Source organism: Nocardioides kongjuensis (assembly GCF_013409625.1).
GTDB lineage: Bacteria > Actinomycetota > Actinomycetes > Propionibacteriales > Nocardioidaceae > Nocardioides > Nocardioides kongjuensis.
Window position 1 is genome coordinate 3881845 of the sequence record NZ_JACCBF010000001.1, and the last position, 23831, is coordinate 3905675.

A 23831-nucleotide genomic window follows, 5' to 3' on the forward strand; every position below is an offset into this window, starting at 1 on the left:
GGAAGTGGCTCTTCGCACGCCACTTCCTGCCGGGTCGACCGGACTTACGAGCCAGCTTCTGCCGGGTCGGCGAGGACCAGGACCGCCGCGGGGAGGAGCTCGACGCTCAGCGGGGTGGTGGGATCGGCGGAGAGGGCGCCGAGGCTCTCCCCGTCGGCACCCACGGGTACGGCGGCGCCGCCGCGGTGCGTCCCGGAGATGCTGACCCTCCATCCGGTGCGCACGGTCACCTCGGCGAGGTCGACGTGGCTGCCGTCGTACACCTTGGGCAGGGAGCGGATCAGGTCGAGGTGCCCGGCGGCCTCGATCACGATCACGTCGAGCAGCCCGTCGTCGACGGACGCGGTCGGCGCGATCGCCATCCCCTTGCCGTAGAAGCGGGAGTTGGCGACGACGACGGTCGCGGCCTGGTGCGTCGTGCGGACACCGTCGACGTCGAGGGTGCACTCGACGGGCCGGTACGTCGCGAGGGCCCGGACCGCGGCGTACGGGTACTGCAGCCTCGACGGCAGCCAGTGCGAGCGGTCCACGATCTCGGCCGCGCGGGCGTCGACGCCGGCGTAGACCGAGCCCGCGACGACGTACGACGACCCGTCGGGCTGCGTGGCGCGCAGCAGGTCGATCGGCCGGGGCTCGGCGTCGAGCAGCAGCTGGGCCTGGGCGGCGGTGTCGGTGGGGATCGCGAGCATCCGGGCGAAGTCGTTGCCGCGACCGGCCGGGATGACGGCGAGCACGCCGCCGCGACCGGCGACGGCCCCCGCGACCGAGGAGAGCATGCCGTCGCCGCCGACCGACACGACGACGGCGTCGCGGTCGACGGCGGCGTCGACGAGCGCGGGCGTCTCGGCGGCCGAGGTCGTGTAGGTGACCTCGACCTCGGCACCGGCCTCGCGCAGCGCCCGCGCCAGCGGCACGACGACCTTCGGCGCCGCACCGCCACCGGAGGCGGGGTTCACGAGGAAGGCGAAGGCGCGGCCGGTCGTCACGGGATCAGCACCCCGGGGTTGAGGATGCCGGCCGGGTCGACGGCCTTCTTCACCGCGCGCAGCACCTCGACCCCGACCTCCCCGATCTCGGCGCTGAGGTAGGGCCTGTGGTCGGTGCCGACCGCGTGGTGGTGGGTGATCGAGGCGCCGGCGGCGACGATCGCCTCGCAGGCCGCGGCCTTGGCCGGGAGCCAGGTGGCGAGCGGGTCCGCGCCGCCGGGAGCAGCGACCGTGAAGTAGAGCGAGCAGCCGGTCGCGTACACGTGCGAGATGTGGCAGAGCACCATCGCGCCCTCGCCGAGCGTCTCCTGCAGGGCGGCCTTGACCCGCGCGTAGAGGTTGTCGCGGTTGCTCCAGTAGGTGACCGTCTCGAGCGTCTCGACGAGTACGCCGTTGTCGAGCAGGCTGTCGCGCAGGTACGGCGCGTTGAACCGGCCGTGCGCCCACGCCTCACCCGGGCCGGACCCCTGGGCGGTGCCGCCGAGCGCGGTGAGCGCCTCGGTGACCGCAGCCTTCTTGGCGGCGACGGCGGCGGGAGTGCCCTCGTGGCCGACGATCATCAGGCAGCCCGCGTCTCCCTCCCCACCGATGGACTCGGGGTCGGCGAGGTTGATCGCGGTCTCGCTCTCGTCGGAGAGCCGGATGACCGTGGGCAGCAGGTCGGACTGGGCCAGCGCGCGCATCGCGTCGGCGCCGGCGTCGAAGCTCGGCCAGCGCCAGCCCTCGTACTCCTTGACCTCGGGCAGCGGGCGGATGCGCACGGTCACCTCGGTGATCACGCCGAAGGCACCCTCGGAGCCGAGGAAGAGCTCGCGCAGGTCGGGGCCTGACGCGTTGGCCGGGGAGGCGCCGAGGCGCACCTCGCCGACGGGCGTGGCGACGCGCAACGCGACGACCATGGAGTCGAACCGGCCGTAGCCGGCGCTGGACTGGCCGCTGGAACGGGTGGCGGCGAAGCCGCCGATGGTCGCGTACTCGAAGGACTGCGGGAAGTGGCCGAGCATCATCCCGTGGGCGGCGAGCAGCGCCTCGGCCTCCGGACCGCGCAGGCCCGGCTCGAGGGTCGCGGTCGAGGAGACCGGGTCGAGCGCGAGCAGGCCGCGCATCCGGCCGAGGTCGAGGGAGAGGACGCCGGCGAGGCCGGCCGGGTCGGCGACCAGTCCGCCGGTGACCGCCGTGCCGCCGCCGAAGGGGACGACGGCGATCCGCTGCTCCTGGGCGTAGGCCAGGACGGCGACGACCTCGTCGTGGCCGGCCGGCCGGACGACGACGTCGGGCGCGTCGCCGAGGTCGCCGCTGCGCTGGCGGAGCAGGTCGGGGGTCGACTTGCCGCGCGTGCGCTGGCGGCGCACCGCGTCGTCGAGGACGACGTTGTCGTCGCCGACGATCGCGCGGAGGCCGGCGAGCTGGGCCTCGGCGAGGCGGGACGCCGGGACGGTGACGTCGGCGCGCGCGGGGGTGTCGCGGATCGGGAAGACCAGGCCGACGAGGTCGCGGACGCCGTCCGGCAGGCCGGTCGCGTGGTCCGGGTCGCCCCAGCGCGTGGCGGGCATCTCGGGCTGGAGGACGGAGGGACGCTCGGAGGTCATGTGTTACAGTGTGACACATGACGTCACATCGTCACAACAGCGATCCGCGGGACACCTACCTCGACGCCGCCCGCGAGTGCATCCTCGACGTGGGCTGGCGGCGTACGACGCTCACCGAGGTCGCTCGCCGTGCCGGCGTCTCGCGGATGACGATCTACCGCGCGTGGTCGGACATGCCGGCGCTGCTCGGCGACCTGATGACCCGCGAGTGGGGAACGCTCGTCGCCTCCGGGGTGGATGTGAAGCAGGCGGGGAGCGAAGCGACCGACGCCGACGTCGCCGCATCGCCCACCCCCGACGCGATCGCCGACGCGGTGGTCTCGACCGTCAACGCGCTGCGCGAGAACGAGCTGTTCACCCGCATCGTCGAGCTGGACCCCGAGCTGATCCTTCCCTACCTGCTGGCCCGTCGCGGCCGCTCGCAGGAGCTGATCCTCCAGGTCCTGTCCGACGCGATCGCCGCCGGCCAGGCGGCCGGCCTGATCACCGACGGCCTCCCGCAGGCCGTCGCCCGCGGCCTGGTCCTCGCGGCCCACGGCTTCGTCCTGTCCGCCCACACGATGGTCGACGACGTCGTCGACCAGTCCGCGCTCGACGACGAGCTGCACGCCCTCATCTCCCGGAGCCTCGCGCCATGACCGCACCCCAGCCCGATCAGCCCAGCACCCGGATCACCCCCGGCCTCGCCGACGTCCCGACCGAGGTCGACGTGGTCGTGATCGGCCTGGGCGTCACCGGAGCCGGCGTCGCCCTGGACGCCGTCTCGCGCGGGCTGACCGTGCTCGCCGTCGATGCCCACGACCTCGCGTTCGGCACGTCGCGGTTCTCCTCGAAGCTGGTGCACGGCGGCCTGCGCTACCTCGCCTCCGGCCAGATCGGCATCGCGCACGAGAGCGCGGTCGAGCGCGGGATCCTGATGGAGACGACCGCGCCCCACATGACCCGGCCGCTGCCCTCGATCATCCCGCTGTCGGCGGGCGTCAGCCGGCCGATGGGCACCCTCGCCGGGGCCGGCTTCCTCGGCGGCGACCTGCTCCGCCGAGCCGCCGGCACCAGCGGCGACACCCTCCCCCGGCCGCGCCGGCTCAGCGCCGCCGAGACCCGCCGGGTCGCGCCGCCGCTGCGCACCGACGGGCTGCGCGGCTCCTACCTCGGCTGGGACGGCCAGCTCGAGGACGACGCGCGCCTGGTCACGACCATCGCGCGCACGGCGGCGGAGCGGGGAGCGCACGTGCGCACCCACGCGCGGGTGCTGACCGCCACGGGCCGGGAGGTCGCGCTGCGCGACGAGCTCACCGGTGGGACCACGACCGTCACCAGCCGCACGGTCATCAACGCCGCGGGCGTGTGGGCCGGCGACCTGGTCGACGACGTACGCCTGCGCCCCTCGCGCGGCACCCACCTCGTGCTCCGCGCCGGCACCCTGCCCGGCCTCGACGTGGCGGTGTTCGCGCCGATCCCGGGCGAGACCAACCGCTTCGTGCTCGTCCTGCCCCAGCCCGACGGACAGCTCTACGTCGGCCTGACCGACGAGCCGGTCGACGGACCGATCCCCGACGTGGCCGAGCCGACCGAGGTCGAGATCGGCTTCCTGCTGGACGTGGTCGCGGCCTCCTTCGCCCGGCCGCTGCGCCGCGAGGACGTCGTGGGCGCCTTCGCGGGCCTGCGCCCGCTGCTCGACAGCGGCGACGACTCGACGGCGGACCTGTCCCGCAAGCACGCGGTGCTGACCTCGACGACCGGCGTCGTGACGATCGTCGGTGGCAAGCTCACCACCTACCGCCGGATGGCCGAGGACGCCGTCGACGCGGCCGTCGCCCACGCCCGCCTGGCCGCCGGCCCCTGCGTCACCGCGACCCTGCCGCTGGCCGGCGCCGCCCCACGCGAGGCACTCGCCGACCGCGCGGCGAAGGCCGGCCACCCCGGCGCGGCCCGCCTGGTCCGCAGGTACGGCGCGGACGCGGGCCTCGCCCTCACCGCAGCCGTCGAGGCCAGCGGGTGGGAGGAGGACGCGCTGCTCGCACCGATCGCGGAGGGCATCCCCACGGTGTGGGCCGAGCTGTTCTTCGGTGTCACCCACGAGGGTGCGGCCGACGTCGCCGACCTGCTCGACCGTCGTACCCGGATCGGGCTCATCCCCGCCGACCGGGCACTCGCCGTACCCGCGGCGCAGCGGGTGCTGACCGCGGTGTCGGAATCGCCGCTGAGGAGGTGAAACTGTCGCTTCTTGCCCTTTGCAACGGGCAAGAAGCGAGGGAATCGCCACCGAAGAGGTGATTCCTGCAGCACCCGGCGATGAGTTTTCCGATCGCGCCCGGTCACACCCATCAGGCAGACTGGCGAGACCACGGGGGTAGCGATGGGAAGCGCAACGGTGACCGAGGCGAACACGACGGCGACGGCAGCAGTGGCGAGTGACGAGCTCGCCGACTTCGACACGCTGACCGGGCGCTACCAGCGCGAGCTGATGGCGCACTGCTACCGGATGAGCGGGTCGGTGCACGAGGCCGAGGACCTGGTGCAGGAGACGTTCCTGCGGGCGTGGAAGGCATCGGCGAGCTTCCAGGGCCGCAGCTCGGTGCGCACCTGGCTCTACAAGATCGCCACCAACGTGTGCCTGACCAACCTCGAGGCCAAGCCGCGGCGCCCGCTCCCGACCGGTCTCGGTACGGCGGACTCGGCTCCCTCCGACGAGCTCCTCGAGGACCACGAGGTCCCGTGGCTGGAGCCGATCCCGGACGCGGCGGTCGAGGTCGCCGAGCGCGACACGATCCGGCTCGCCTTCGTGGCCGCCCTGCAGCACCTGCCGGCGCGTCAGCGTGCGGTGCTCATCCTGCGCGACGTGCTGCGCTGGTCGGCCGCCGAGACCGCGACCGCGCTCGACACGACGACCGCGGCCGTGAACTCGGCCCTGCAGCGGGCGCACGCCCAGCTCGCCGAGCGCGGCCTGTCGCCCGACACGGTCGAGCCCGACCTCGACCAGGCCCAGCGCACCCTGCTCGACGCCTACCTCCAGGCGTTCTGGCGCAAGGACATCGACCAGATCGTCCAGCTGCTGAAGTACGACGCCACCTGGGACATGCCGCCGTTCCTCAACCACTACCGCGGCACCGAGGCGATCGGCGAGCTGATCGGCACCAAGTGCCCCGGCGGCTGCAACGACATGCCGATGGTCGAGACGGTCGCCAACGGGCAGCCGGCGTTCGGACTCTACATGCGCCAGCCCGACGGCCACTTCGAGCCGTTCCACCTGCAGGTGCTGCAGCTGACCGGCTGTGGCGACGACCTGCGCGTCGAGCACGTCACGGCGTTCTTCGACGCCCGGCTGTTCGCGCGGTTCGGGCTGCCCGAGCGGCTGCCCGCCGACTACGTCCCGGCCTGAGGCCGCCATGTCCGCCGCCACTGCGCCGGACGGGATGGTCGCCGGACTCGACCTGCTGCAGCGCGCGCTCGACTACACGCGCGCCGCGCTCGGCACGATCACCTGCGCCGACGTCGACCGCCCGACCCCCTGCACCGGCTGGAGCCTCGCCGACCTGCTCGCCCACATGGAGGACGCGCTCGACGCGTTCGCCGAGGCCGCCGACGGCGCCGTGGGGCTGAGCAGCGCGGCGCCGACACCACTCGAGACCCGCGTCCAGGCGCTGCAGCTCAAGGCGTGCGCGCTGCTGACCGCCTGGCTGCGTGCCGACCAGCCGAACGTCGACGTCGGCGGGCGCCCGCTGCCCGTCGACGCGATCGCCCGGATCGCGGCGCTCGAGATCGCGGTCCACGGCTGGGACGTGCGCCAGGCCACCGGCCACGCCGAGCCGCTGCCCGAGCCGCTGGCCGCGGCCCTGCTGCCCTCGGCCCTGCAGATCGCGCTGGCCGGCGACGACCGGTTCGCACCACCCCTGCCGGTCGACGTCGAGGCGCCTGCCGGGGTGCACGTGCTGGCCCTGCTCGGCCGGCGCGGCTGACGTCGATCCGGCCGGAGGACGTCAGCCCTTGTAGCGGCTGTCGACCTTCAGCGCCTTGCCCTTGCCTGCCCGCTTGAAGTTGACCACGACGGACCCGCCGCCGCAGCGGTCGTAGCGACGGACCGCGCTGTACTCGGCCTTCGTCACCACGGCGCCGGCGAAGCCGACGACGCGCTTGACCTGCCCGGTCCCCATCCCCTTGCGGATGCGGCGGAACTCCTTCTTGGAGACGCACTTCGCCGCGCGCGGTGCCGCGACCTCGGCGGGTCGGCCCGCCTGCACCGTCACGCGACTGCCTCCGGGACAGGTCGCCAGCGCGCGGACGGGCAGGACGGTCTCGACCGTGATGCCGACCTGCGACCCGGACAGGACGTAGACCCACCCGTTGCTGGGACGCTGGATCGAGACGGTGGGACCGACCGTGCCCTTGTCGCTGTGGGAGTAGGTCCACCCGGAGATGGTGAAGTCGTCAGCGACGTGGGCCAGCCCGGCTGCACCCGAGGCCACGAACGGTCCGGAGACCGTCGGGTACTTCCGCCCGTCCCAGTAGGCCCGGACCGTCGAGGTGCCGTTGCCGTTCGAGGCGGCGCAGACCTTCGCCCGGCCACCGGCCCAGGACGTCACCGTCTCCCACCCCGTGTCCGCCGACGCGGCCGGCACGGCCGTCGTCCCGAGTCCGGCGACCGCGATCGCGATCGTGGCCAATGCTGTGCGTGTCCTGCGCATGGGTGTTCCGTCCCGTCGATGTCACGTCTGGCGGCCGGTTCCGGCCCGCCACCACCTACCCCGCTCCACCGGCGCGCAACCTCGACACGTCGAGCGGTACCTAGACTGCGGCGCATGTCGGAGCAGCACGCCGAGCAGGCCGAGGACCGCGACGCCGAGTCCGCCGTACGTCACCGCCACCGCCGCATGACGGGGCGCGACCCGCGCGAGCGCCACCGGACGGCGACGCCCCTGGAGCTGCTCTTCGACCTGACCTTCGTCGTCGCCTTCGGCACGGCGGCCAACGAGCTCGCCCACGCCCTGGCCGAGGACCACGTCGCCGCCGGCATCGTCGCCTTCTGCTTCGCGACGTTCGGCATCTCGTGGGCGTGGGTCAACTTCACCTGGTTCGCCTCCGCGTACGACACCGACGACTGGGTGTACCGGCTGACCACGATGGTGCAGATGGTCGGCGTGCTGGTGTTCGCGGTCGGCCTCCACCCGATGTTCAAGTCCGTCTACGACCACGGCGAGACCCTGGACAACGACGTCATGGTCTGGGGCTACGTCGTGATGCGCGCGGCGATGCTCGTGCAGTGGTGGCGCGCCGGGCAGCACGACCCGTCACGTCGCGGTGCCTGCCGCACCTACATCGTCTCGATCGCGATCGCCCAGGTGCTCTGGTGCGTCCTGGCGCTGGTCGACCTGCCGGTCGTCACCACGCTCGTCCTGATCATCGTCCCGTTCCTGGTCGAGATCGGGGGCCCGGCGTACGCGGAGACGAAGCGGGGCGGCACGCCCTGGCACGCCCACCACATCGCCGAGCGCTACGGCCTGATGGTCATCATCGCGCTCGGCGAGGGGATGATCGGCACGATGGCGTCCATCAACGTCCTGGCCGAGGACGGCCTGACCTCCGACATCGGACTGCTCGCCCTGGCCGGCACGGCGCTCACCTTCGGCATCTGGTGGTCCTACTTCGCCGTGCCGGCGGCCGAGGTGCTGCACGCCCACCGGGAGCGCTCCTTCGGCTTCGGCTACGGCCACATGCCGCTGTTCGGCAGCATCGTCGCGGTCGGCGCCGGCCTCCACGTCGCGGCGTACTACCTCGACGACCAGGCCCACCTCACGCGGACCGGCACGCTGCTGACCGTCGCGGTGCCGGTGATCGCCGCCACCCTGCTGTTCTACGCCGGCTACGCGCTGCTGACCCGGACCCTCGACGCCTTCCACCTGGTGCTCCTGGCGATCAGCGCGCTCGTCATCGCCGCAGCCGTGCTGATGGCGATGGCCGGCGCCGAGCTCACCTGGTGCCTGGTCGTGCTGTCACTGACGCCGTGGGTGACCGTCGTCGGCTACGAGAGCTTCGGGTACCGGCACAACATGGAGGTCCTCGAGGGCCTCCGGAGCTGACCGCGGGGTCAGGACACCGGCAGCGCGACGTACGTCGTGTCGAGGTACTCCTCGATCCCCTCGAAGCCGCCCTCCCGGCCGAACCCGCTCGCCTTCACACCGCCGAACGGCGCGGCCGGGTTGGACACCAGGCCGGTGTTGATACCGAGCATGCCGGTCTCGAGGCGCTCGGCGAGACGGATGGTGCGGGCCAGGTCGCGGGTGAAGGCGTAGGCGGCAAGGCCGTACTCGGTCGAGTTGGCGAGCCGGATCGCCTCGTCCTCGCTGGTGAAGGTCGTGATCGGGGCGACCGGACCGAAGATCTCGTTGCGCACCGCGTCGGCGTCGGCGGGTACGTCGGCCAGCACCGTCGGCGGGAAGAAGAAGCCCTCGCCGCCGGGTGCCTTGCCGCCGGTGAGCAGGCGGGCGCCGCGGTCGACGGCGTCGTCGACCAAGGCGGAGACCGAGGTGACCGCCTTGGCGTCGATGAGCGGGCCGACCTGGACGCCGACGTCCTGGCCGCGCCCGACGCGCAGGCCGCCCATCCGCTCGGCGAGCCTGGCGCCGAACTCCTCGGCGACCGAGGCCTCGACGAGGAACCGGTTGGCCGACGTGCAGGCCTCGCCCATGTTGCGCATCTTGGCGATCATCGCGCCGTCGACGGCGGCGTCGAGATCGGCGTCGGCGAAGACGAGGAAGGGCGCGTTGCCGCCGAGCTCCATCGACATCCGCTGCAGCTGGCCGGCCGACTGCTCGACCAGCGACTTGCCGACGCCGGTCGAGCCGGTGAAGCTCACCTTCCGCAGCCGCGGGTCGGCCTGGAGGGTCTTGCTGAGGCCCCCGGAGTCGGAGGTCGTCACGACGTTGAGCACGCCGGCCGGCAGGCCCGCCTCGGCCATCAGCGACGCGAGCAGGAGCATGGTCAGCGGGGTCTGCGAGGCGGGCTTGACCACCATCGTGCAGCCGGCGGCGACCGCCGGACCGATCTTGCGGGTGCCCATCGCCAGCGGGAAGTTCCACGGGGTGATGAACAGGCACGGGCCGACCGGCTTGCGCACGGTCAGCAGCCGGCTGCCGCCGGCCGGGTTCTGCATCCAGCGGCCGTGGATGCGCACCGCCTCCTCGGAGAACCAGCGCAGGAACTCGGCGCCGTAGGTCACCTCGCCCTTCGCCTCGGCGATCGGCTTGCCCATCTCCAGGCTCATCACCAAGGCGATGTCGTCGGCGTGCTCGGTGACCAGCCCGAACGCCCGGCGCAGGATCTCCCCGCGCTCGCGCGGCGGGGTCGCCGCCCACGACTCCTGGGCGCCCGCGGCCGCGTCGAGGGCGGCGCGGGCGTCGTCGAGCGTGCCGTCGGCGACGTCGGTGAGCACCGACCCGTCCGCCGGGTCCAGCACGTCGATCCGGGCACCGCTGCCCGAGGGGACCCAGCTGCCGCCGACGTACAGCTGGCGACGCGACTCCGGGAGCAGGTGGGCAAGACGTTCGCGGAAGGTCATGGGCCCACTCTGGCACTGCGGGGCAACGGCCAGAAGCCCCGAAATGCAGAGGGCCGGAAATGGAGAGAGCCCCTCATTGCATGGGGTCAACGAGGGGCTCAGTCGTATCGGTGCTCCCTCCGAAGTACGACTGGTGCCACTCTAGCGCGCCGATGGTGAGGGACAAGACCTCGCGTCGAGATTTCCTCCGGTCGTCCCCCACCACCCGGGACCTTGGTCCCGGGAGCGTGGTCCGCGGGGCTCAGCGGGCGCCGCGGAGGAAGGCCTCGAGGAGCGGGCCGGCGGTCTGCGATCCCGACTCGCCGGTCTCGACGTAGACGGCGACGGCGAGGTCGCCCTGCGCGGCGACCATCCAGGCGTGGGTGCGGACCGTGTCACCGTCGGCGTACTCGGCGGTGCCGGTCTTGGCGATCACCGGCGGTCCCGGGACGTCGGCCAGGCCGCGCCCGCTGCCCTCGGTGACGACCTGGCGCAGGATCGCGCGCAGCTGGTCGGCCTCGGCGGGGGCGAGCGGCTCGGCCTCGGCGGGGACGCTGACGTCGACCTGGTCGACGAGACGGGGGACGACGGTCGTGCCGGCCTGGACGCTCGCGATCACGGTCGCCATCGCCATCGGCGAGGCGAGGACCTTGCCCTGGCCGATCAGCGATGCCGCGGCCTCGGTCTCGCTGGCCGGGGCCGGGACCTCGCCGAAGAACGACGGGAAGCCGAGGTCGTGGTCGACACCGAGGCCGAGCGTGGCGGCCGCCGACGCGAGGTCGCCCTTGCCGAGCCGGTCGCGCTGACCGATCAGGGCCGTGTTGCACGACTGGGCGACCGCCTCGCGCAGCGGGATGGTGCCGAGCGCGGAGGACGGGTAGTCGGAGTAGTTCTTGAACTGCTTGCCGTTGACGCTCACCGTCGGGGTGCACTCGACGGGGCTCTCCGGGGTCAGACCGGCCCGCAGCAGGGCCAGCGAGGTGACGATCTTGAAGGTCGACCCGGGGGCGAACTGCCCGAAGGTGGCGTAGTTCTGGCCACCCGTCGCCGCGTCGTTGGCGGCCGCGAGGATCGCACCGTCGCTGGGGCGGAGCGCGACCAGGGCGGCGGCCGGGCGGGTCTTCGCCAGCACCTGCTCGGCGAGCGTCTGCAGCCGCTCGTCCAGCGTGATCGCGAGCGGCTGGCCCGGGGTGGCGTCGTGACGGTAGACCTCCCGCTTGTCGGCCCCGGGGTCCTTGCTGTCGGGCGCGGGGACGACGTACACGACCCGGCCGACGCTGCCGCGCAGCTGCTCGTCGTAGCGCGCCTGGAGACCGGACAGGCCGGCGACGTCGCCGGAGCGGTAGGTGTCGGGGTGCTTCTCCACCATCTCGGCGGTGACCGGACCGACGCGGCCCAGGATCGGGGCGGCGAAGTCGCGGCTCGGCGCGAGGGCGAGCTCGGCGTCGACGGTCGTGGCGCCGGCGATGGCGCCGAGGGCGTCGGCGAAGCCGGCGGGCTCCTCGCCGGCGCGGTAGGTGATCGCCTCGACGAAGGCGCGCGGTCCGGCACCGCTGACGGCCTTGACGTAGGGCTTCACGTCGACGCCGACCAGCCTGGCCAACGCCTTCGCGGAGGCCGGTGCGGCCGCGGCGTCCACCTTGGACCGGTCGATGCCCACCCGCACGACGGCGCGCTCGGTCACCAGGACGGTGCCGCCGGCGCCGGTGACGTCACCTCGGTCGGTCGGTTGGGTGACCGCGTCGAGGGTCTCGCCCTCGGCGAGGTCGGGCGCGACCACGTCGGGCGCCCAGCCCACCGACCACTTGTCGCCCTGGTGGCTCAGCGCGACCGTCGTCTCGTAGGCCCACGGATCGGCTCCGTCGACGACCGGCCAGGACCAGCGCAGCGTGGCGGTCGGCTTGTCGGCCGAGGAGTCGACCTCCCCGACCGCGACCGTGGGGACGACGCCGTCCATGTCGTCGACGATGTCGGCGTACGCCTTGGTCACCGTCGCGGAGTCGGCGCCCGTGAACGGGACGGAGGCCAGCGGGTCGGGGGCCTTGCTCGCGTCGCCGGACTGCGGCGTCGCCGCCGCCACCAGCGCACCCGCCAGCTGCTTGGCCACGGCCTCGGCGCCGCCGGCGTCGTCGCCGGAGCACGCGCTCAGGGCGCCGCCGAGCACGAGGAGGGAGGTGAGGGCTGCCGAGGTCCGCCGCATGGAACGGTTCTACCAGCCGGGCCCGTCAGCCCTGGCTCAGTGCCCCGCGAGGAACCGGATGCCCTGCGTGGTGCCGTCGACGATGTCGGAGACGTGCGCCTGGAACCCCGGGCACGTGGTGATGTCGTGGGCACGGCACTCGAGGGCGTGCCTGGTCATGTGCCGCGACCGCTCGAGCTCGGCCTGACGCCGGTCCAGCTCCTCGAGGTGGGCCCTCAGCGCGTCACGTCGGCCCTCCACGGAGGCGTCGACGAGGGTGCGGATCTGGTCGAGGCTCATCCCCGAGGCCTTGCTCGCGAGGATCGCCGCCACCCGGTACGCGTCGTCCTCGCCGTAGACCCGCCTGCCCGCGGAGTCACGCTCAGGATGCAGGAGCCCCTTGTCCTCCCAGTGTCGGAGCACGTGCGTCTCGAGCTCGAAGCGTGCGGCGAGCTCCCCCACGGACCACCGGATGTTCCGGGCACTTGACTTCATGTTCACATGAAGTCACAGGCTGGGCCCATGATCAACTCAGCACCCGCGAACGACCTCTACGACGTCGCTGTCGTCGGCGCCGGGTCCGCCGGCCTGCAGGCCGCCCAGACCCTCGGCCGGATGCACCGGACGACCGTCGTCGTCGGCACCGACCGCTACCGCAACGACCCGACCGGCCACATGCACAACTTCCTCGGCCACGACGGCGCCCCGCCGGCCGAGCTGCGGCTGGCCGCCCGCAAGGACGCGGAGGCCTACGACGACGTCCGCTTCCTCGACGTCGTCGGCGCCGGGGTCACCCGGATCTCCGGCGAGCTCGGCGACTTCCTCCTGGAGGTCTCCGGCGAGGGGCCCGTGCGCGCCCGCCGGGTGCTGCTCGCCACCGGCGTGCGCGACACCCTGCCCGACGTCCCCGGCATCGCCGAGAACTTCGGCGACCTGGTCGCGCACTGCCCGTTCTGCCACGGCCACGAGTACGCCGGCACCCGGGTCGGCATCCTCGGCTCGGCACCCCACGTCGCGGCGATGGCCTCGATGGTGCGGCCGATCGCCGAGGACCGGGTGGTGCTCACCCACGGCGGCGACCTCGACGAGGCGACCGCTGCGCTGCTCGCCCGGACCGGAGCCGGCGTCGTGGCCGACCGGCTGGTCGACGTCCGCAAGGAGGGGGCCGGCCTCGTCGTCACGCTGGCCGGAGGCGAGGAGCTCGCGCTGGGTGGGCTGCTCGTGAAGACCGAGTGGGAGCAGGCGGCGCCGTTCGCCGAGCAGCTCGGGCTGGAGACCTCCGAGGTCGGTGCCGTGGTGGTCGACGCGTTCGGCCGCACCAGCATGCCCGGCGTCTACGCCGCCGGCGACCTCGCCCAGGGCCCGGGCCTGCCGATGCCGATGGCGTCGGTGCTCGCCGCCGCAGCGGCCGGGATGATGGCCGCCGCTGCCTGCGTGCAGGACGCGGCGCTCGCCGTCCTGGCGGACGGCGAGATCGAGTAGCGCCGCGACCGGGAACGAGGTCGTGACGGTCGACGGACTCAGTACCAGCCGGTGCGCTGGGAGTGCTCCCACGCCTTCTGCACGTTGCCGTAGCGCGCCGCGATGTAGGCCAGCCCCCACCGGATCTGGGTCTCGGGGTTGGTGCGCCAGTCGCTGCCGACGACAGCCATCTTCGTGGCGGGCAGGGACTGCGGGATGCCGTAGGCGCCGGAGCTGCGGTTCTCGGCGAGGTGGTTCCACCCGGACTCGCGCTGCCACAGCGCGTCGAGGTAGGGCCACTGGTCGGCCGGGAAGCCGAACTCGATCATCTCCCGGTAGCCGAGGCCGCGGTTGGACGCCGGGTCGACCTCGGCCGGCACGATCACCGGCGGCAGCTTCTTCGCGATCCGCTCGGCACGGCGGGCCAGCGCCGCCATGATCTGAGGCGTGGGTACGTCGACCCGCGCGCCCGAGCGCGAGGGCTCGGCCTCGCGCGGCGTCGCCGAGGGCACCGCCGTGGAGGTCGTGGCGGACGGCTCCGCGGCCGGCGGCGTCGTGCTGCCACAGGCGCTCAGCAGCAGCGCGCCCGCTGCGAGTGCAGCGGGCGCGGCCGAGCGACGCAGGTCCCCCATGGGGATCGAGGTTAGGTCAGTCGCGAGGCTTGCGCGACCGATTCGGCGGGCCGTAGTCCTTGGCCAGCTCGATCAGCTTGCCGCTGATCCGGGTGCTCTTGAGCCGCTCCCACTGGTCCTCGGTCAGCTGAGCGGGCAGCTCGACGATCGAGTAGTCGGGGCGGATCGTGATCTTGCCGAAGTCGCGCCGGTCGAGGCCGCCCTCGTTGGCGAGCGCGCCGACGATCTGGCGCGGCTCGACGCGGTGCCGCTTGCCGACCTGGATCTTGTAGGCCTGGAAGTTGCCACCCGAGCGGGGAGCACGGTCGCGGCCGCCGCGCTCGCCGCGGTCGCGGTCGCCACCACGGCGCTCGCCGCGCTCACCGCGGTCGCGGTCGTCGTGCTCGCGACGCGGACGGCGCTCCGGCTCCGGCTCCTCCTCGAGCAGCAGCGGGGTGTCCCCCTGCAGCGCGATGGCCAGCGCCGCGGCGACGTCGGCCTCGGGCACGTCGTGCTCGCGGATGTAGTGGCCGACCACGTCACGGAAGAAGTCGATCTGCGGCGACTCGAGGGCTGCGGTGATCCGGTCGTCGAAGCGGCTCAGGCGCGACTCGTTGATCGCGTCGACGTTCGGCAGCTGCATCTGCTCCAGCGTGGAGCGGGTGGCCTTCTCGATGTGCTTGAGCAGGTAGCGCTCGCGCGGGGTGATGAAGGAGACCGCGTCACCGCTGCGGCCGGCCCGGCCGGTGCGGCCGATCCGGTGCACGTAGGCCTCGGTGTCGGTGGGGATGTCGTAGTTGAAGACGTGGCTGATCCGGGGCACGTCGATGCCGCGGGCCGCGACGTCGGTGGCGACCAGGATGTCGAGCTTGCCGTCCTTGAGCTGGTTGACGGTGCGCTCGCGCTGGGCCTGCACGATGTCGCCGTTGATGGCGGCGGCGCTGTAGCCCCGGGCACGCAGCTTCTCGGCCAGCGTCTCGGTCTCGTTCTTGGTGCGCACGAAGACGATCGCGCCCTCGAAGTTCTCGACCTCGAGGATCCGGGTCAGCGCGTCGACCTTCTGCGGGTAGCTGACCATCAGGTAGCGCTGCTTGATGTTCTCGGCGGTACGGGTCTTGCGCTCGATGGCGACCTCGACCGGGTTGTTCAGGTACTTCGCCGACAGCGACTTGATCTGCTTGGGCATGGTCGCGGAGAACAGCGCGACCTGCTTGTCGGACGGGGTGTCGGCGAGGATCGTCTCGACGTCCTCGGCGAAGCCCATGTTGAGCATCTCGTCGGCCTCGTCGAGGACGAGGAAGCGCAGCTCGGTGAGGTCGAGGGTGCCCTTCTCGAGGTGGTCCATGATCCGGCCCGGCGTGCCGACGACGATGTGGACGCCCCGGCGCAGCGCGGACAGCTGGACGCCGTACCCCTGGCCGCCGTAGACCGGCAGCACGTGGACGCCGCGCAGGTTGGCGGCGTACTTCTCGAACGCCTCGCAGACCTGGAGCGCGAGCTCACGGGTCGGCGCGAGGACCAGCGCCTGGGGGGTCTTCTGCGACAGGTCGAGCTGGTCGAGGATCGGCAGCGCGAACGCGGCGGTCTTGCCGGTGCCGGTCTGCGCCAGGCCCATCACGTCGCGACCCTCGAGCAGGTGCGGGATGGTCTCGGCCTGGATCGCGGACGGCGACTCGTAGCCGATGTCCTTGAGAGCCTTCAGGATGCGGTCACCGAGACCGAGGTCGGCGAAGGTGGCGGGCTGGTCCGCGGCGTCACTGGGAAGGTCACTCACCCGTCAAGACTAGTGCCGTCAAGCGTCCGAGGCGTGATCCTCGTCGCGGTGCGCTGGGTCACGGCGGGTTGAACGGCGTGTGATCTGGTAAGGACAGCCTGTAATGCCGGAACGCCTGCGTCCGCTGACACCCTCGGCATACGGTCATGCTCCGCGACGAGAAAGAGCTCCATGAGGTCCGACACCACGCCCCGCCGCGCGCGGCAGCTGCTGCTCGCGGCGATCGCCGTCCTCCTGTGCACGACCGGCCTCGTCGCCGGGTCCGTCGAACCCGCCAGCGCCGCGCCCAAGCCCGCGCGGGTGAAGGGCGTCAAGCTCAAGAAGCCCCGCGTCGACGGCACGACCGCGTCGTTCAAGGTGAAGTGGAAGCGCGCGGCCCGCGCGACGTCGTACAAGGTCCAGTGGCGCGCGCCCGGCGGCAAGGCCCACAAGGACCGCACCCGCACGACGTCGCTGACGATCAAGGGCCTCGCCCAGGGCACCGACTACTGCGTGCGCGTGCGTGCCTACAACGGCAAGCGCAAGGGCAAGTGGTCGAAGACCCGGTGCCGTACGACGGCCCGGCTCGCCCCGGTGCAGCCGGTCTGGGTCGACCGGCAGCAGGTCCAGGGCGCGACCGTCACGCTGACCTTCCGGTGGAACGAGGTCGCCGGAGCGACGTCGTACGACCTCGACTACCTCGGCAACGAGAACCCGATCCAGGGCGCCAAGAACAAGAAGCGGGTCACCGTCCCCGGCAACGGGTCCGGTGTGGCCAGCGTGACCCTCGGCGGCTTCGACCCGGGTCGCACCTACTGCTTCCAGGTCCGTCCCTCGGGACCGGCCGGCGTGGGGGCGTTCGCGACCGCGGGCTGCAAGCGCACGGAGCCCCTGTCCCGGGCCACCGGCGGGAGCCTGGCCGTCAACATGATGACCTGGAACGTGTGCAGCGGCAGTGGCGACAACTGCGACGGCCAGCACCCGTGGGCCGACCGTGCGGCCGCTGCCAAGGCCCGCGTCGCTGCCGTCGGTCCGGACGCGGTCGCGTTCCAGGAGTCGGCGCCCGCGATCAACGACCTGGACGACACCCCCGGATACGCCCTGGGCTGCCGGATCGGCGACGGCTACCCGGGCGACCCGGTCCTCGGCGGGTCTCGCAACCAGTCGCTGATCGTGAAGACCTCCAAGTTCACGATCGTCCCGAACAGCGCGCGGGGCGTCCGGTTCACCGGCTACACCCACGGCGGCTGCTGGGTGAAGGTCACCGACGGCGTGACCGGCCGCCAGCTGGTGCTCGCGTCCCTCCACCTCGCGCCGCCGTCCCAGGCCTCCGACCAGACCCGCGCGAACCAGGCCGCCGTCTTCTGGGCGTCCGTGTCCGCGGATGCGGCGGGGCTGCCGGTCGTCATCGGCGGCGACTTCAACTCCGACCGCGGCAGCGGGTGGGACGGCGCACGGGAGTTCCTCAACAGCTTCGGCTACGACGACGCGTACGACGTGGCCGAGTCCTACAACGCCCTGCCGTACCTGAACTCGTTCACCGAGTGGTCCCCGGTCCCGCGGATCTTCCCCCGCTGGGGCGGCCACATCGACCGGGTGTTCGTGCCGCCGAACGCCCGGGTGACGTCGTGGCAGACCGAGGAGCCCTACGCCAACGGGCGCTGGACCAGCCTGCTCTCGGACCACGCGCCCGTGCGGGTCACCGTCACCATCCCCTGACGGGTCACAGCGAGGCCAGCACCGAGCGGAGGAAGGGCCCCTCGCGTTCCAGGTCGACCCGGAACGACGACTGCACGTCCGTCCGGTCGGCGCGGCTGACCACCGAGTCGATCCGGTGCCGCCGCACGGCGGCGATCAGCACCTCGTTGCGAGGCGTGTACGCCGTGGAGCCGAGCAGGACGAGGCGCTGCGGGTGCGGGACGAAGGCGGTGGTGAACATGCCGCTGCCGGCGTACCCCGCGACCACGCGGGCGGCCCGGAACAGCGCGACCTGCTCACCGAGCGGGTGGTCCTCGGGGTACACGACCTCGAAACCGTGGTCGACGAAGAGCGCCTCGACCTCGTCGGCGTTGGTGCACGCGCGCTTGGCGACCCGGCGGGCGACGAAGATCCGCTCGGGCCGGTCGCGCTCGGCCGCCCGGGCGGCCAGGGTGTCGCCGATCCGGTCCCAGGTCTCGACGATCCGCGGGTGCACGTAGCTGGGGTTGCTGAACATCGGCGTCCCCGAGAGCAGCCGCTCGACCCGGACCTGGCCGTCGATGCGGACCACCCGGTCACGGGGGATGCCACAGGCCTCGTAGAAGTCGTACTCCCAGGCTGCGAGCTCCGGCCGCTTGCGCGCGGCACCGACCAGCACCCGCACGTCGGGGTCGATCTCCAGTGCTGCCGGCCAGCTCCACATCCGGGACACCACCTCGGTCATCAGGTGCCCGAAGTGCCCGCGGAACTCGTTGTCGAGGTGGAGGTAGGTCCCCTCGAGCCGGGGCAGGTCGGCCGGCACCGGCGTCATGGGGACGCCGAAGCGCGGCGCGACGTCCGCGATCCGGCGGGTGACCAGCCGCGGCCACTGGTTGTGCCGGAAGGTGTCGGGCAGCACGACCAGGTCCGTCATCACGGTCTGCTCCACGTCGACGACGACGTCGCGGTAGTCGCGCAGCGCGATCGCCGCCTCCGCGACCGGCCGGTCCATCGCCGGCTCGCGCTGCTCGGGGCCCTCGGTGATCACCCGGGCGTCGGGCGGGGTCTCGGCGGCGAGGACGGAGAGCACGCGGTGGGGGCCGCCCAGCCGGTCGACGTACGCATTGCCCTGGGGCTCGTCGAGCTTCACCAGCACGTCGGGCAGGTCGTGGGTGAGGACCAGGGCGCCGGCCTCGGCGCGGCCCGTGACGTGCATCCGCACCGCGATCCGGCGGCTCTCGGTCAGCGAGCGCTTGCCGGCACGCAGCGGCTCGGCGTCGCCGGCCCAGCACTCGGCGAGGAACGCGCCGAGCGGCCCGGGGCTCGGGCCGAGCTCACCGGCGGCGCCGGGGACGACGTACGCCCCACCGGCGGCGAGGTGGAAGAAGTCGGCGTGGAAGCGCCGCAGCCGCTGCTCGCCGTCGGACAGGTCGACGATGACCTCGGCCCGCCCGGCGAGCGCGAGGTCCACCAGCCGCTCGGCGGGCGGAGCGTCCGCGTGCAGCACCCGCCAGTGCGGCCCGGCGGCGCGCAGCCGGTCTGCCGTGCCGGACGCCCCGATCACCACCACCAGGGCGTCCGCGCGACCGGCGAGGTGGGCGGCGACGAGGCCGACGACGGCGTCGTCCGGGATCCGGCCGGACGGGCGCCGCCGGCGCCACGCGAATCGCCTGCCAGGTGCTCCCGGACGCATGGCCTCACCCTAGGTGGGCCACTCCAGCCCTCACTCCACCGTGACGGACTTGGCCAGGTTGCGGGGCTTGTCGATGTCGTGACCGAGCTCGAGGGCGGCGTGGTAGGCCAGCACCTGCAGCGGGATGGTCAGCAGGATCGGGTCCAGCTCACGCTCGTTGCGGGGGACGTCGATCCGCCCGGCCACGGCCCCCTCGAGGTCGCCGAGGTCGACGCTGTCGTGGGTGACCACGACGATCGGGCCGCCCCGGGCGGCGATCTCGTGGAGCGCAGCGACGTTGCGCTCGACCAGCTCGTCGTCGGGCACGATCGCGACGGTCGGCACCTCGGGCGAGATCAGCGCGAGCGGGCCGTGCTTGAGCTCGCTGGTCTGGTACGCCTCCGCGTGGCGGTAGGTGATCTCCTTGAACTTCTGGGCACCCTCGCGCGCGACCGGGAAGCCGCGCACCCGGCCGATGAAGAACAGGCTCTCCGCCTCGGCCAGCCGCTTGGCGACCAGCGCCAGGTCCGCCTCGGTGGCGAGCACCTGGTCGATCTGCTCCGGGATCCGGGTCAGGCCGGCGATCAGCCGCTTGCCGTCGGCGATCGAGAGGTCGCGGACCCGGCCGAGCTGGACGGCGAGCATGCCGAAGGCGAGGAACATGTTGGTCAGCGCCTTGGTCGACGCGACGGCGACCTCGGGGCCCGAGTGCAGGTAGATGCCGCCGTCGACCTGACGGGCGATCGCGGAGCCGACCACGTTGACCAGCCCGATCACGCGACCGCCCTTGCGCTGCACCTCCTGCACCGCCAGCAGGGTGTCGATCGTCTCGCCGGACTGGCTCACGGCGACGTAGAGCGTGTCGGGCTCGACGATCGGGTTGCGGTAGCGGAACTCGCTCGCCGCCTCGGCGTCCGCGGGGATCCGGGCCAGCTCCTCCAGCAGCGAGGCACCCATCTGGCCGACGTAGTAGGCCGACCCGCAGCCGAGGATCTTGACCCGGCGGAACGCCCGCAGCTCGCGGGCGTCGAGGTTGAGGCCCCCGAGGTGACCGGTGCCGAAGCGCTCGTCGAGCCGGCCCCGGAGCACCGCCTCGGCGCGCGCCGGCTGCTCGAGCAGCTCCTTGTGCATGAACGAGTCGTGCTCGCCGGCGTCGTACGCCTCGGGGTCGATGTCGACCTCCTTGGCGCGACGGTCGGTGGCCGCCAGGCCGGTGGCCTCGATCCGGTACGTCGTGAAGCCGGCCGCGGTGATCGTGGCCATCTCGCCGTCGTCGAGGTGCGCGACCGTGGTGGTGTAGCGGACCAGCGCCGCCAGGTCCGAGGCGACGTGCATCTCGTGGTCGCCGACGCCGATGATCAGCGGGCTTCCGTTGCGGGCCACGACGAGCCGGTCGGGGAAGTCGGCGTGCGCGACGGCGATGCCGTAGGTGCCCTCGACCCGGCCGAGCGCCTCGGCAATGCGCTGCTCGAGGGTCTTGGCCGTCGAGCGGGCGACGAGGTGGGCGAGCACCTCGGTGTCGGTGTCCGAGGCGAGGACGACACCGTCGTCGGCGAGCTCGGCGCGCAGCGCGGCGGCGTTGTCGATGATGCCGTTGTGGACGACGGCGACCCGGGCGGCCGCGTCGGTGTGCGGGTGGGCGTTGACGTCGTTCGCGGGGCCGTGGGTCGCCCAGCGGGTGTGGCCGATGCCGATCTTGCCGCCGAACCGCTTCGGCAGGCCGTCGGCGAGGTCACGGACCCGGCCGGCCTGCTTGGCGACCTTGAGGCCGCTGCTGCCGAGCACGGCCACGCCCGCGGAGTCGTAGCCGCGGTGCTCGAGCCGGGTCAGCCCCTCCAGCAGCAGTGGCGCCGCCTGCTGGGTCCCGACGTAACCGACGATTCCGCACATGTCTCGTGATCTCCCTCAGCCGTAGATGATCCGGCGGAGCTGGCGCTCCGTCAGGTCCGGTGCCGCGACCACGGTGGTCCGCAGCTCCTCGCGCAGCCGGGCGAAGATCGCGTCGTTCCTCGCCCCGTGCAGCTTCAGCTCCGCGTGCCGCCGCCGGACCCAGCCCTCCACCGTCTCGTCGTGGAAGGCGAGGATGTCCTGGACCAGCCGCGCTGCCTCCGCCGCCCCCAGGCCCGTGCTGTCCTGGACGTGCTGGAGGAGTCGCGGATCGACGTGCACCCGGCGAGCCTGCACCCCGCGCCGACCATTCCTCAAGTTCCTGCCCGAATTCGGGCAGATCTCCGCTCTTTCGCTCATTCGCCGGCACACCGCTCACAGTGGAGGGCCGAGCCCTCTCGCCACGACTGCCAGGCCGCGTCAGGTGGAGCGTCTGTGCCCGGATCGCCCCGATTCGAGGCGCCCGGGTGGGGGACGTGCTATCTTGGTGAACACAAGGTGAACAGGAGGTGACCCATGACCGACACGAACATGACCGAGACGCATCTCGAGATGCGCTGGCTGCCCGTGACCGCCCCGGACGGACGGACCCGGATGGAGGCCGTCTGGGTCGAGGTCGGCCAGCCCGCGGCCGCGCACTCGCACGCCGCCTGACGCAAGACGCACTCTTCGCGAAGCCACTCCCCGGACCCGGGGGGTGGCTTCCGGCATTTCCGGGGAGCGCGGCGAGAGGCACCAGGAGCTCACCGAACGTCCGCCCCTGTGACGCAGGTCACCCCTTGCCCTGGGATGGTTGCCGTGTCACCATTGGTTACGGTCTTTGAAAGTTCAAACAAACCTCGTCACCATCCAGGAGCCAGCACCATGAGCGAGTCCGCAGCCCTCACCGACATCACCGGCGACTACACCCTCGACACCGCGCACAGCCGCCTCGGCTTCGTGGCCCGGCACGCGGTGGTCACCAAGGTCCGCGGCCAGTTCACCGACTGGAACGCGACCGCCCACATCGACACCGCCAACCCGGCCGCCTCGTCGGTCACCGTGACCATCAACCCGGCCAGCGTCTCGACCGGGTCCGCGGACCGTGACGGCCACCTGACCTCGCCGGACTTCTTCGACACCGCCGCGTTCCCGGAGTGGACGTTCGTCTCCACGAACGTCTCGCGTGAGGGTGACGAGTGGACCATCACCGGCGACCTGACGATCAAGGACGTCACCAAGCCGGTCACCATCGAGTTCAAGGAGAACGGCTCGGCGAAGGACCCGTTCGGCAACGTCCGCGTCGGGTTCGAGGGCGAGGTGACCGTCAACCGCAAGGACTGGGGCCTGACCTGGAACGCCGCGCTCGAGACCGGCGGCGTGCTCGTGTCGGAGAAGATCAAGCTCGAGTTCGACATCTCCGCCATCAAGAACGCCTGACGCGTTCGACCGGCTGGGCCCAGGCTCAGCGAAGGGCCAGCGGGAGCGACCGGCGCAGCCGGAAGCGCACCCGCTGGCCCTCGTCGTCCTCGGGGGTGCCCGTGTAGTCCATCGCCACCTCGAGGGTCGCCGAGGTGGCATCCGCGGGAACGTCGAAGACGACCGTGCGCACGTCGTCCACCGTCATGTCGCCGGGACGACTCGCGAGCTCTCGGCCGTCCTCGTCCAGGACGACGTGTGGCAGGGCACCGTCGAGGCGGTACACCGGCTCGCCGTAGCCGATCTCGTAATCCGTGCCGGCCCCGTCGCCGCCGGTGAAGTAGGTGTTGATCCCGACGTTCACCTCGGCGACCAGCCAGGCCCGCCCCGGGGCCGCCCACCCCACGGCCACGTGCCACGGCACGGCGCTCAGGGCGGTGACGCTGCAGTCCGTGCCGTTGAACCGCACGCCACCGCGCAGGTCGGTCCGCGGCTGCTCCGGGCACGGCACCGTCGTGCGTCGCGGCGGCGTCCCGCCGAAGGCGTCGATGCCGCTGTCCGCGCCGCCGAGGTCGGTGCGCAGCGTGCGGCCGTCGAACTCGACCTCCAGCGCCAGGTCGTCGGCGTCCGCCGGGATCGTGACCAGCCAGTCGAACCTCAGGTCGTTGTCGAGCACGATCCGGTCGCCGTCGGCCACCACGGTGAAGACCGGATCCGGCAGGTCGCCACGCGGGCTGGGCCGCCACAGCGCCCACGCGTCCCCCTCGGTCCTCGCGGGTCGGTAGCCGATCTCGAGGAACTCCGCTCCCGCGGCCGGGTCGGCGGACCAGTGCTCGTCGTACTCGCCCACCGTCTGGCGCGCCCTTGCCTGGGGTCGGCTGACCACGAAGTCGTAGCGCAGGTTCGGCAGCTGCACGGTCAGGGGTCTGCCCTCGGCCCGCCCGTGGAGCTCGAAGACGTCGCCGATCCCGGCGTGCTGCTCGTCGTCGCCGGTGACCTGGGAGCACCCCGCCGCGACCACTGACACGAGCAGCGCGGGGAGGACGCGGGCGCGCGTGCGGATCATGGGACGAGCCTGTCCCGA

At 72.6% G+C, this 23831-nt stretch carries 21 protein-coding genes; 9 read left to right on the forward strand and 12 right to left on the reverse strand.

Features of this window, described 5'->3' with window-relative positions; translation table 11 throughout:
• Positions 1-44: 44 nt before the first annotated feature.
• Complete coding sequence (locus tag BJ958_RS29140; protein WP_179728380.1) at positions 45-986, reverse strand: diacylglycerol kinase family protein; 942 nt, start codon at positions 984-986, stop codon at positions 45-47.
• On the reverse strand, positions 983-2575 hold the full coding sequence (locus BJ958_RS18630) for an FAD-binding oxidoreductase (protein WP_246319067.1): 1593 nt from the start codon (positions 2573-2575) through the stop codon (positions 983-985). The genes BJ958_RS29140 and BJ958_RS18630 overlap by 4 nt, the downstream gene beginning before the upstream one ends.
• A gap of 17 nt (positions 2576-2592) precedes the next feature.
• Between BJ958_RS18630 and BJ958_RS18635 the strand changes: the two genes are divergently transcribed.
• The 4 genes from BJ958_RS18635 to BJ958_RS18650 all read left to right on the forward strand — a co-directional run bounded on the left by BJ958_RS18635 (position 2593) and on the right by BJ958_RS18650 (position 6534).
• On the forward strand, positions 2593-3213 hold the full coding sequence (locus BJ958_RS18635; RefSeq protein WP_179728381.1) for a TetR/AcrR family transcriptional regulator: 621 nt from the start codon (positions 2593-2595) through the stop codon (positions 3211-3213).
• On the forward strand, positions 3210-4790 hold the full coding sequence (locus BJ958_RS18640; protein WP_179728382.1) for a glycerol-3-phosphate dehydrogenase/oxidase: 1581 nt from the start codon (positions 3210-3212) through the stop codon (positions 4788-4790). Before BJ958_RS18635 ends, BJ958_RS18640 begins: the two co-directional genes overlap by 4 nt.
• 144 nt (positions 4791-4934) lie before the next feature.
• Positions 4935-5957, forward strand: coding sequence for a sigma-70 family RNA polymerase sigma factor (locus tag BJ958_RS18645; protein WP_179728383.1), 1023 nt, complete (start codon positions 4935-4937; stop codon positions 5955-5957).
• Positions 5958-5964: 7 nt separating this feature from the next.
• A complete protein-coding gene (locus BJ958_RS18650) occupies positions 5965-6534 on the forward strand; it encodes a TIGR03086 family metal-binding protein (protein WP_179728384.1) in 570 nt (189 codons plus the stop codon).
• A 21-nt stretch (positions 6535-6555) separates the two neighbouring features.
• On the opposite strand, the gene BJ958_RS18655 is transcribed toward BJ958_RS18650, so the two are convergent.
• Positions 6556-7260: a hypothetical protein gene (locus BJ958_RS18655; RefSeq protein WP_179728385.1), complete on the reverse strand. Its 705-nt coding sequence runs from the start codon at positions 7258-7260 to the stop codon at positions 6556-6558.
• A gap of 114 nt (positions 7261-7374) precedes the next feature.
• Here BJ958_RS18655 and BJ958_RS18660 point away from each other — a divergent pair, with 114 nt between their 5' ends.
• Entirely contained in the window at positions 7375-8652 is a 1278-nt protein-coding gene (locus tag BJ958_RS18660; RefSeq protein WP_218865859.1) for a low temperature requirement protein A, read from the forward strand.
• An 8-nt stretch (positions 8653-8660) separates the two neighbouring features.
• On the opposite strand, the gene BJ958_RS18665 is transcribed toward BJ958_RS18660, so the two are convergent.
• The 3 genes from BJ958_RS18665 to BJ958_RS18675 all read right to left on the reverse strand — a co-directional run bounded on the left by BJ958_RS18665 (position 8661) and on the right by BJ958_RS18675 (position 12783).
• On the reverse strand, positions 8661-10130 hold the full coding sequence (locus tag BJ958_RS18665; RefSeq protein WP_179728386.1) for an NAD-dependent succinate-semialdehyde dehydrogenase: 1470 nt from the start codon (positions 10128-10130) through the stop codon (positions 8661-8663).
• A 241-nt stretch (positions 10131-10371) separates the two neighbouring features.
• Positions 10372-12309: a penicillin-binding transpeptidase domain-containing protein gene (locus BJ958_RS18670; protein WP_179728387.1), complete on the reverse strand. Its 1938-nt coding sequence runs from the start codon at positions 12307-12309 to the stop codon at positions 10372-10374.
• Between the two features lie 36 nt (positions 12310-12345).
• Positions 12346-12783: a MerR family transcriptional regulator gene (locus BJ958_RS18675; protein WP_179728388.1), complete on the reverse strand. Its 438-nt coding sequence runs from the start codon at positions 12781-12783 to the stop codon at positions 12346-12348.
• 27 nt (positions 12784-12810) lie between these two features.
• On the opposite strand from BJ958_RS18675, the gene BJ958_RS18680 reads away from it, so the two are divergent.
• Positions 12811-13770 carry an NAD(P)/FAD-dependent oxidoreductase gene (locus BJ958_RS18680; RefSeq protein WP_179728389.1) on the forward strand — a complete coding sequence of 320 codons (960 nt, stop codon included), beginning with the start codon at positions 12811-12813 and terminating at the stop codon, positions 13768-13770.
• A gap of 38 nt (positions 13771-13808) precedes the next feature.
• On the opposite strand, the gene BJ958_RS18685 is transcribed toward BJ958_RS18680, so the two are convergent.
• Both BJ958_RS18685 and BJ958_RS18690 read right to left on the reverse strand, forming a co-directional pair.
• Positions 13809-14381, reverse strand: a complete 573-nt coding sequence (locus tag BJ958_RS18685; RefSeq protein WP_179728390.1) for an aggregation-promoting factor C-terminal-like domain-containing protein — start codon at positions 14379-14381, stop codon at positions 13809-13811.
• 16 nt (positions 14382-14397) lie between these two features.
• Positions 14398-16134, reverse strand: a complete 1737-nt coding sequence (locus tag BJ958_RS18690; RefSeq protein ID WP_179728391.1) for a DEAD/DEAH box helicase — start codon at positions 16132-16134, stop codon at positions 14398-14400.
• 171 nt (positions 16135-16305) lie between these two features.
• Between BJ958_RS18690 and BJ958_RS18695 the strand changes: the two genes are divergently transcribed.
• Entirely contained in the window at positions 16306-17832 is a 1527-nt protein-coding gene (locus BJ958_RS18695; protein WP_179728392.1) for a fibronectin type III domain-containing protein, read from the forward strand.
• Between the two features lie 4 nt (positions 17833-17836).
• Here the strand turns inward: BJ958_RS18695 and BJ958_RS18700 are convergent, their stop codons facing one another.
• From BJ958_RS18700 to BJ958_RS18710, 3 genes are read right to left on the reverse strand one after another with little or no spacing between them, the layout of a single operon-like run.
• Positions 17837-19483 (reverse strand): glycosyltransferase family 61 protein, encoded by a 1647-nt coding sequence (locus BJ958_RS18700; RefSeq protein WP_179728393.1) that lies wholly within the window; start codon positions 19481-19483, stop codon positions 17837-17839.
• A 30-nt stretch (positions 19484-19513) separates the two neighbouring features.
• On the reverse strand, positions 19514-21352 hold the full coding sequence (gene glmS / locus BJ958_RS18705; protein WP_179728394.1) for a glutamine--fructose-6-phosphate transaminase (isomerizing): 1839 nt from the start codon (positions 21350-21352) through the stop codon (positions 19514-19516).
• Positions 21353-21367: 15 nt separating this feature from the next.
• Positions 21368-21631: a hypothetical protein gene (locus tag BJ958_RS18710; RefSeq protein ID WP_179728395.1), complete on the reverse strand. Its 264-nt coding sequence runs from the start codon at positions 21629-21631 to the stop codon at positions 21368-21370.
• Positions 21632-21865: 234 nt separating this feature from the next.
• Here BJ958_RS18710 and BJ958_RS18715 point away from each other — a divergent pair, with 234 nt between their 5' ends.
• Positions 21866-22003: a hypothetical protein gene (locus tag BJ958_RS18715; protein ID WP_179728396.1), complete on the forward strand. Its 138-nt coding sequence runs from the start codon at positions 21866-21868 to the stop codon at positions 22001-22003.
• 210 nt (positions 22004-22213) lie between these two features.
• Positions 22214-22768, forward strand: coding sequence for a YceI family protein (locus BJ958_RS18720; protein WP_179728397.1), 555 nt, complete (start codon positions 22214-22216; stop codon positions 22766-22768).
• A 25-nt stretch (positions 22769-22793) separates the two neighbouring features.
• Here the strand turns inward: BJ958_RS18720 and BJ958_RS18725 are convergent, their stop codons facing one another.
• Positions 22794-23813, reverse strand: a complete 1020-nt coding sequence (locus BJ958_RS18725; protein WP_179728398.1) for a hypothetical protein — start codon at positions 23811-23813, stop codon at positions 22794-22796.
• Positions 23814-23831: the final 18 nt, after the last annotated feature.

Excerpts from the sequence above, each read along its gene's own strand:
- BJ958_RS18630 (WP_246319067.1), bottom strand. The coding sequence starts at position 2,575 with ATGACCTCCGAGCGTCCCTCCGTCCTCCAGCCCGAGATGCCCGCCACG.
- BJ958_RS18635 (WP_179728381.1), top strand. The coding sequence starts at position 2,593 with ATGACGTCACATCGTCACAACAGCGATCCGCGGGACACCTACCTCGAC.
- BJ958_RS18640 (WP_179728382.1), top strand. The coding sequence starts at position 3,210 with ATGACCGCACCCCAGCCCGATCAGCCCAGCACCCGGATCACCCCCGGC.
- BJ958_RS18645 (WP_179728383.1), top strand. The coding sequence starts at position 4,935 with ATGGGAAGCGCAACGGTGACCGAGGCGAACACGACGGCGACGGCAGCA.
- BJ958_RS18650 (WP_179728384.1), top strand. The coding sequence starts at position 5,965 with ATGTCCGCCGCCACTGCGCCGGACGGGATGGTCGCCGGACTCGACCTG.
- BJ958_RS18655 (WP_179728385.1), bottom strand. The coding sequence starts at position 7,260 with ATGCGCAGGACACGCACAGCATTGGCCACGATCGCGATCGCGGTCGCC.
- BJ958_RS18660 (WP_218865859.1), top strand. The coding sequence starts at position 7,375 with ATGTCGGAGCAGCACGCCGAGCAGGCCGAGGACCGCGACGCCGAGTCC.
- BJ958_RS18665 (WP_179728386.1), bottom strand. The coding sequence starts at position 10,130 with ATGACCTTCCGCGAACGTCTTGCCCACCTGCTCCCGGAGTCGCGTCGC.
- BJ958_RS18670 (WP_179728387.1), bottom strand. The coding sequence starts at position 12,309 with ATGCGGCGGACCTCGGCAGCCCTCACCTCCCTCCTCGTGCTCGGCGGC.
- BJ958_RS18675 (WP_179728388.1), bottom strand. The coding sequence starts at position 12,783 with ATGAAGTCAAGTGCCCGGAACATCCGGTGGTCCGTGGGGGAGCTCGCC.
- BJ958_RS18680 (WP_179728389.1), top strand. The coding sequence starts at position 12,811 with ATGATCAACTCAGCACCCGCGAACGACCTCTACGACGTCGCTGTCGTC.
- BJ958_RS18685 (WP_179728390.1), bottom strand. The coding sequence starts at position 14,381 with ATGGGGGACCTGCGTCGCTCGGCCGCGCCCGCTGCACTCGCAGCGGGC.
- BJ958_RS18695 (WP_179728392.1), top strand. The coding sequence starts at position 16,306 with ATGAGGTCCGACACCACGCCCCGCCGCGCGCGGCAGCTGCTGCTCGCG.
- BJ958_RS18700 (WP_179728393.1), bottom strand. The coding sequence starts at position 19,483 with ATGCGTCCGGGAGCACCTGGCAGGCGATTCGCGTGGCGCCGGCGGCGC.
- glmS (WP_179728394.1), bottom strand. The coding sequence starts at position 21,352 with ATGTGCGGAATCGTCGGTTACGTCGGGACCCAGCAGGCGGCGCCACTG.
- BJ958_RS18715 (WP_179728396.1), top strand. The coding sequence starts at position 21,866 with ATGACCGACACGAACATGACCGAGACGCATCTCGAGATGCGCTGGCTG.
- BJ958_RS18720 (WP_179728397.1), top strand. The coding sequence starts at position 22,214 with ATGAGCGAGTCCGCAGCCCTCACCGACATCACCGGCGACTACACCCTC.
- BJ958_RS18725 (WP_179728398.1), bottom strand. The coding sequence starts at position 23,813 with ATGATCCGCACGCGCGCCCGCGTCCTCCCCGCGCTGCTCGTGTCAGTG.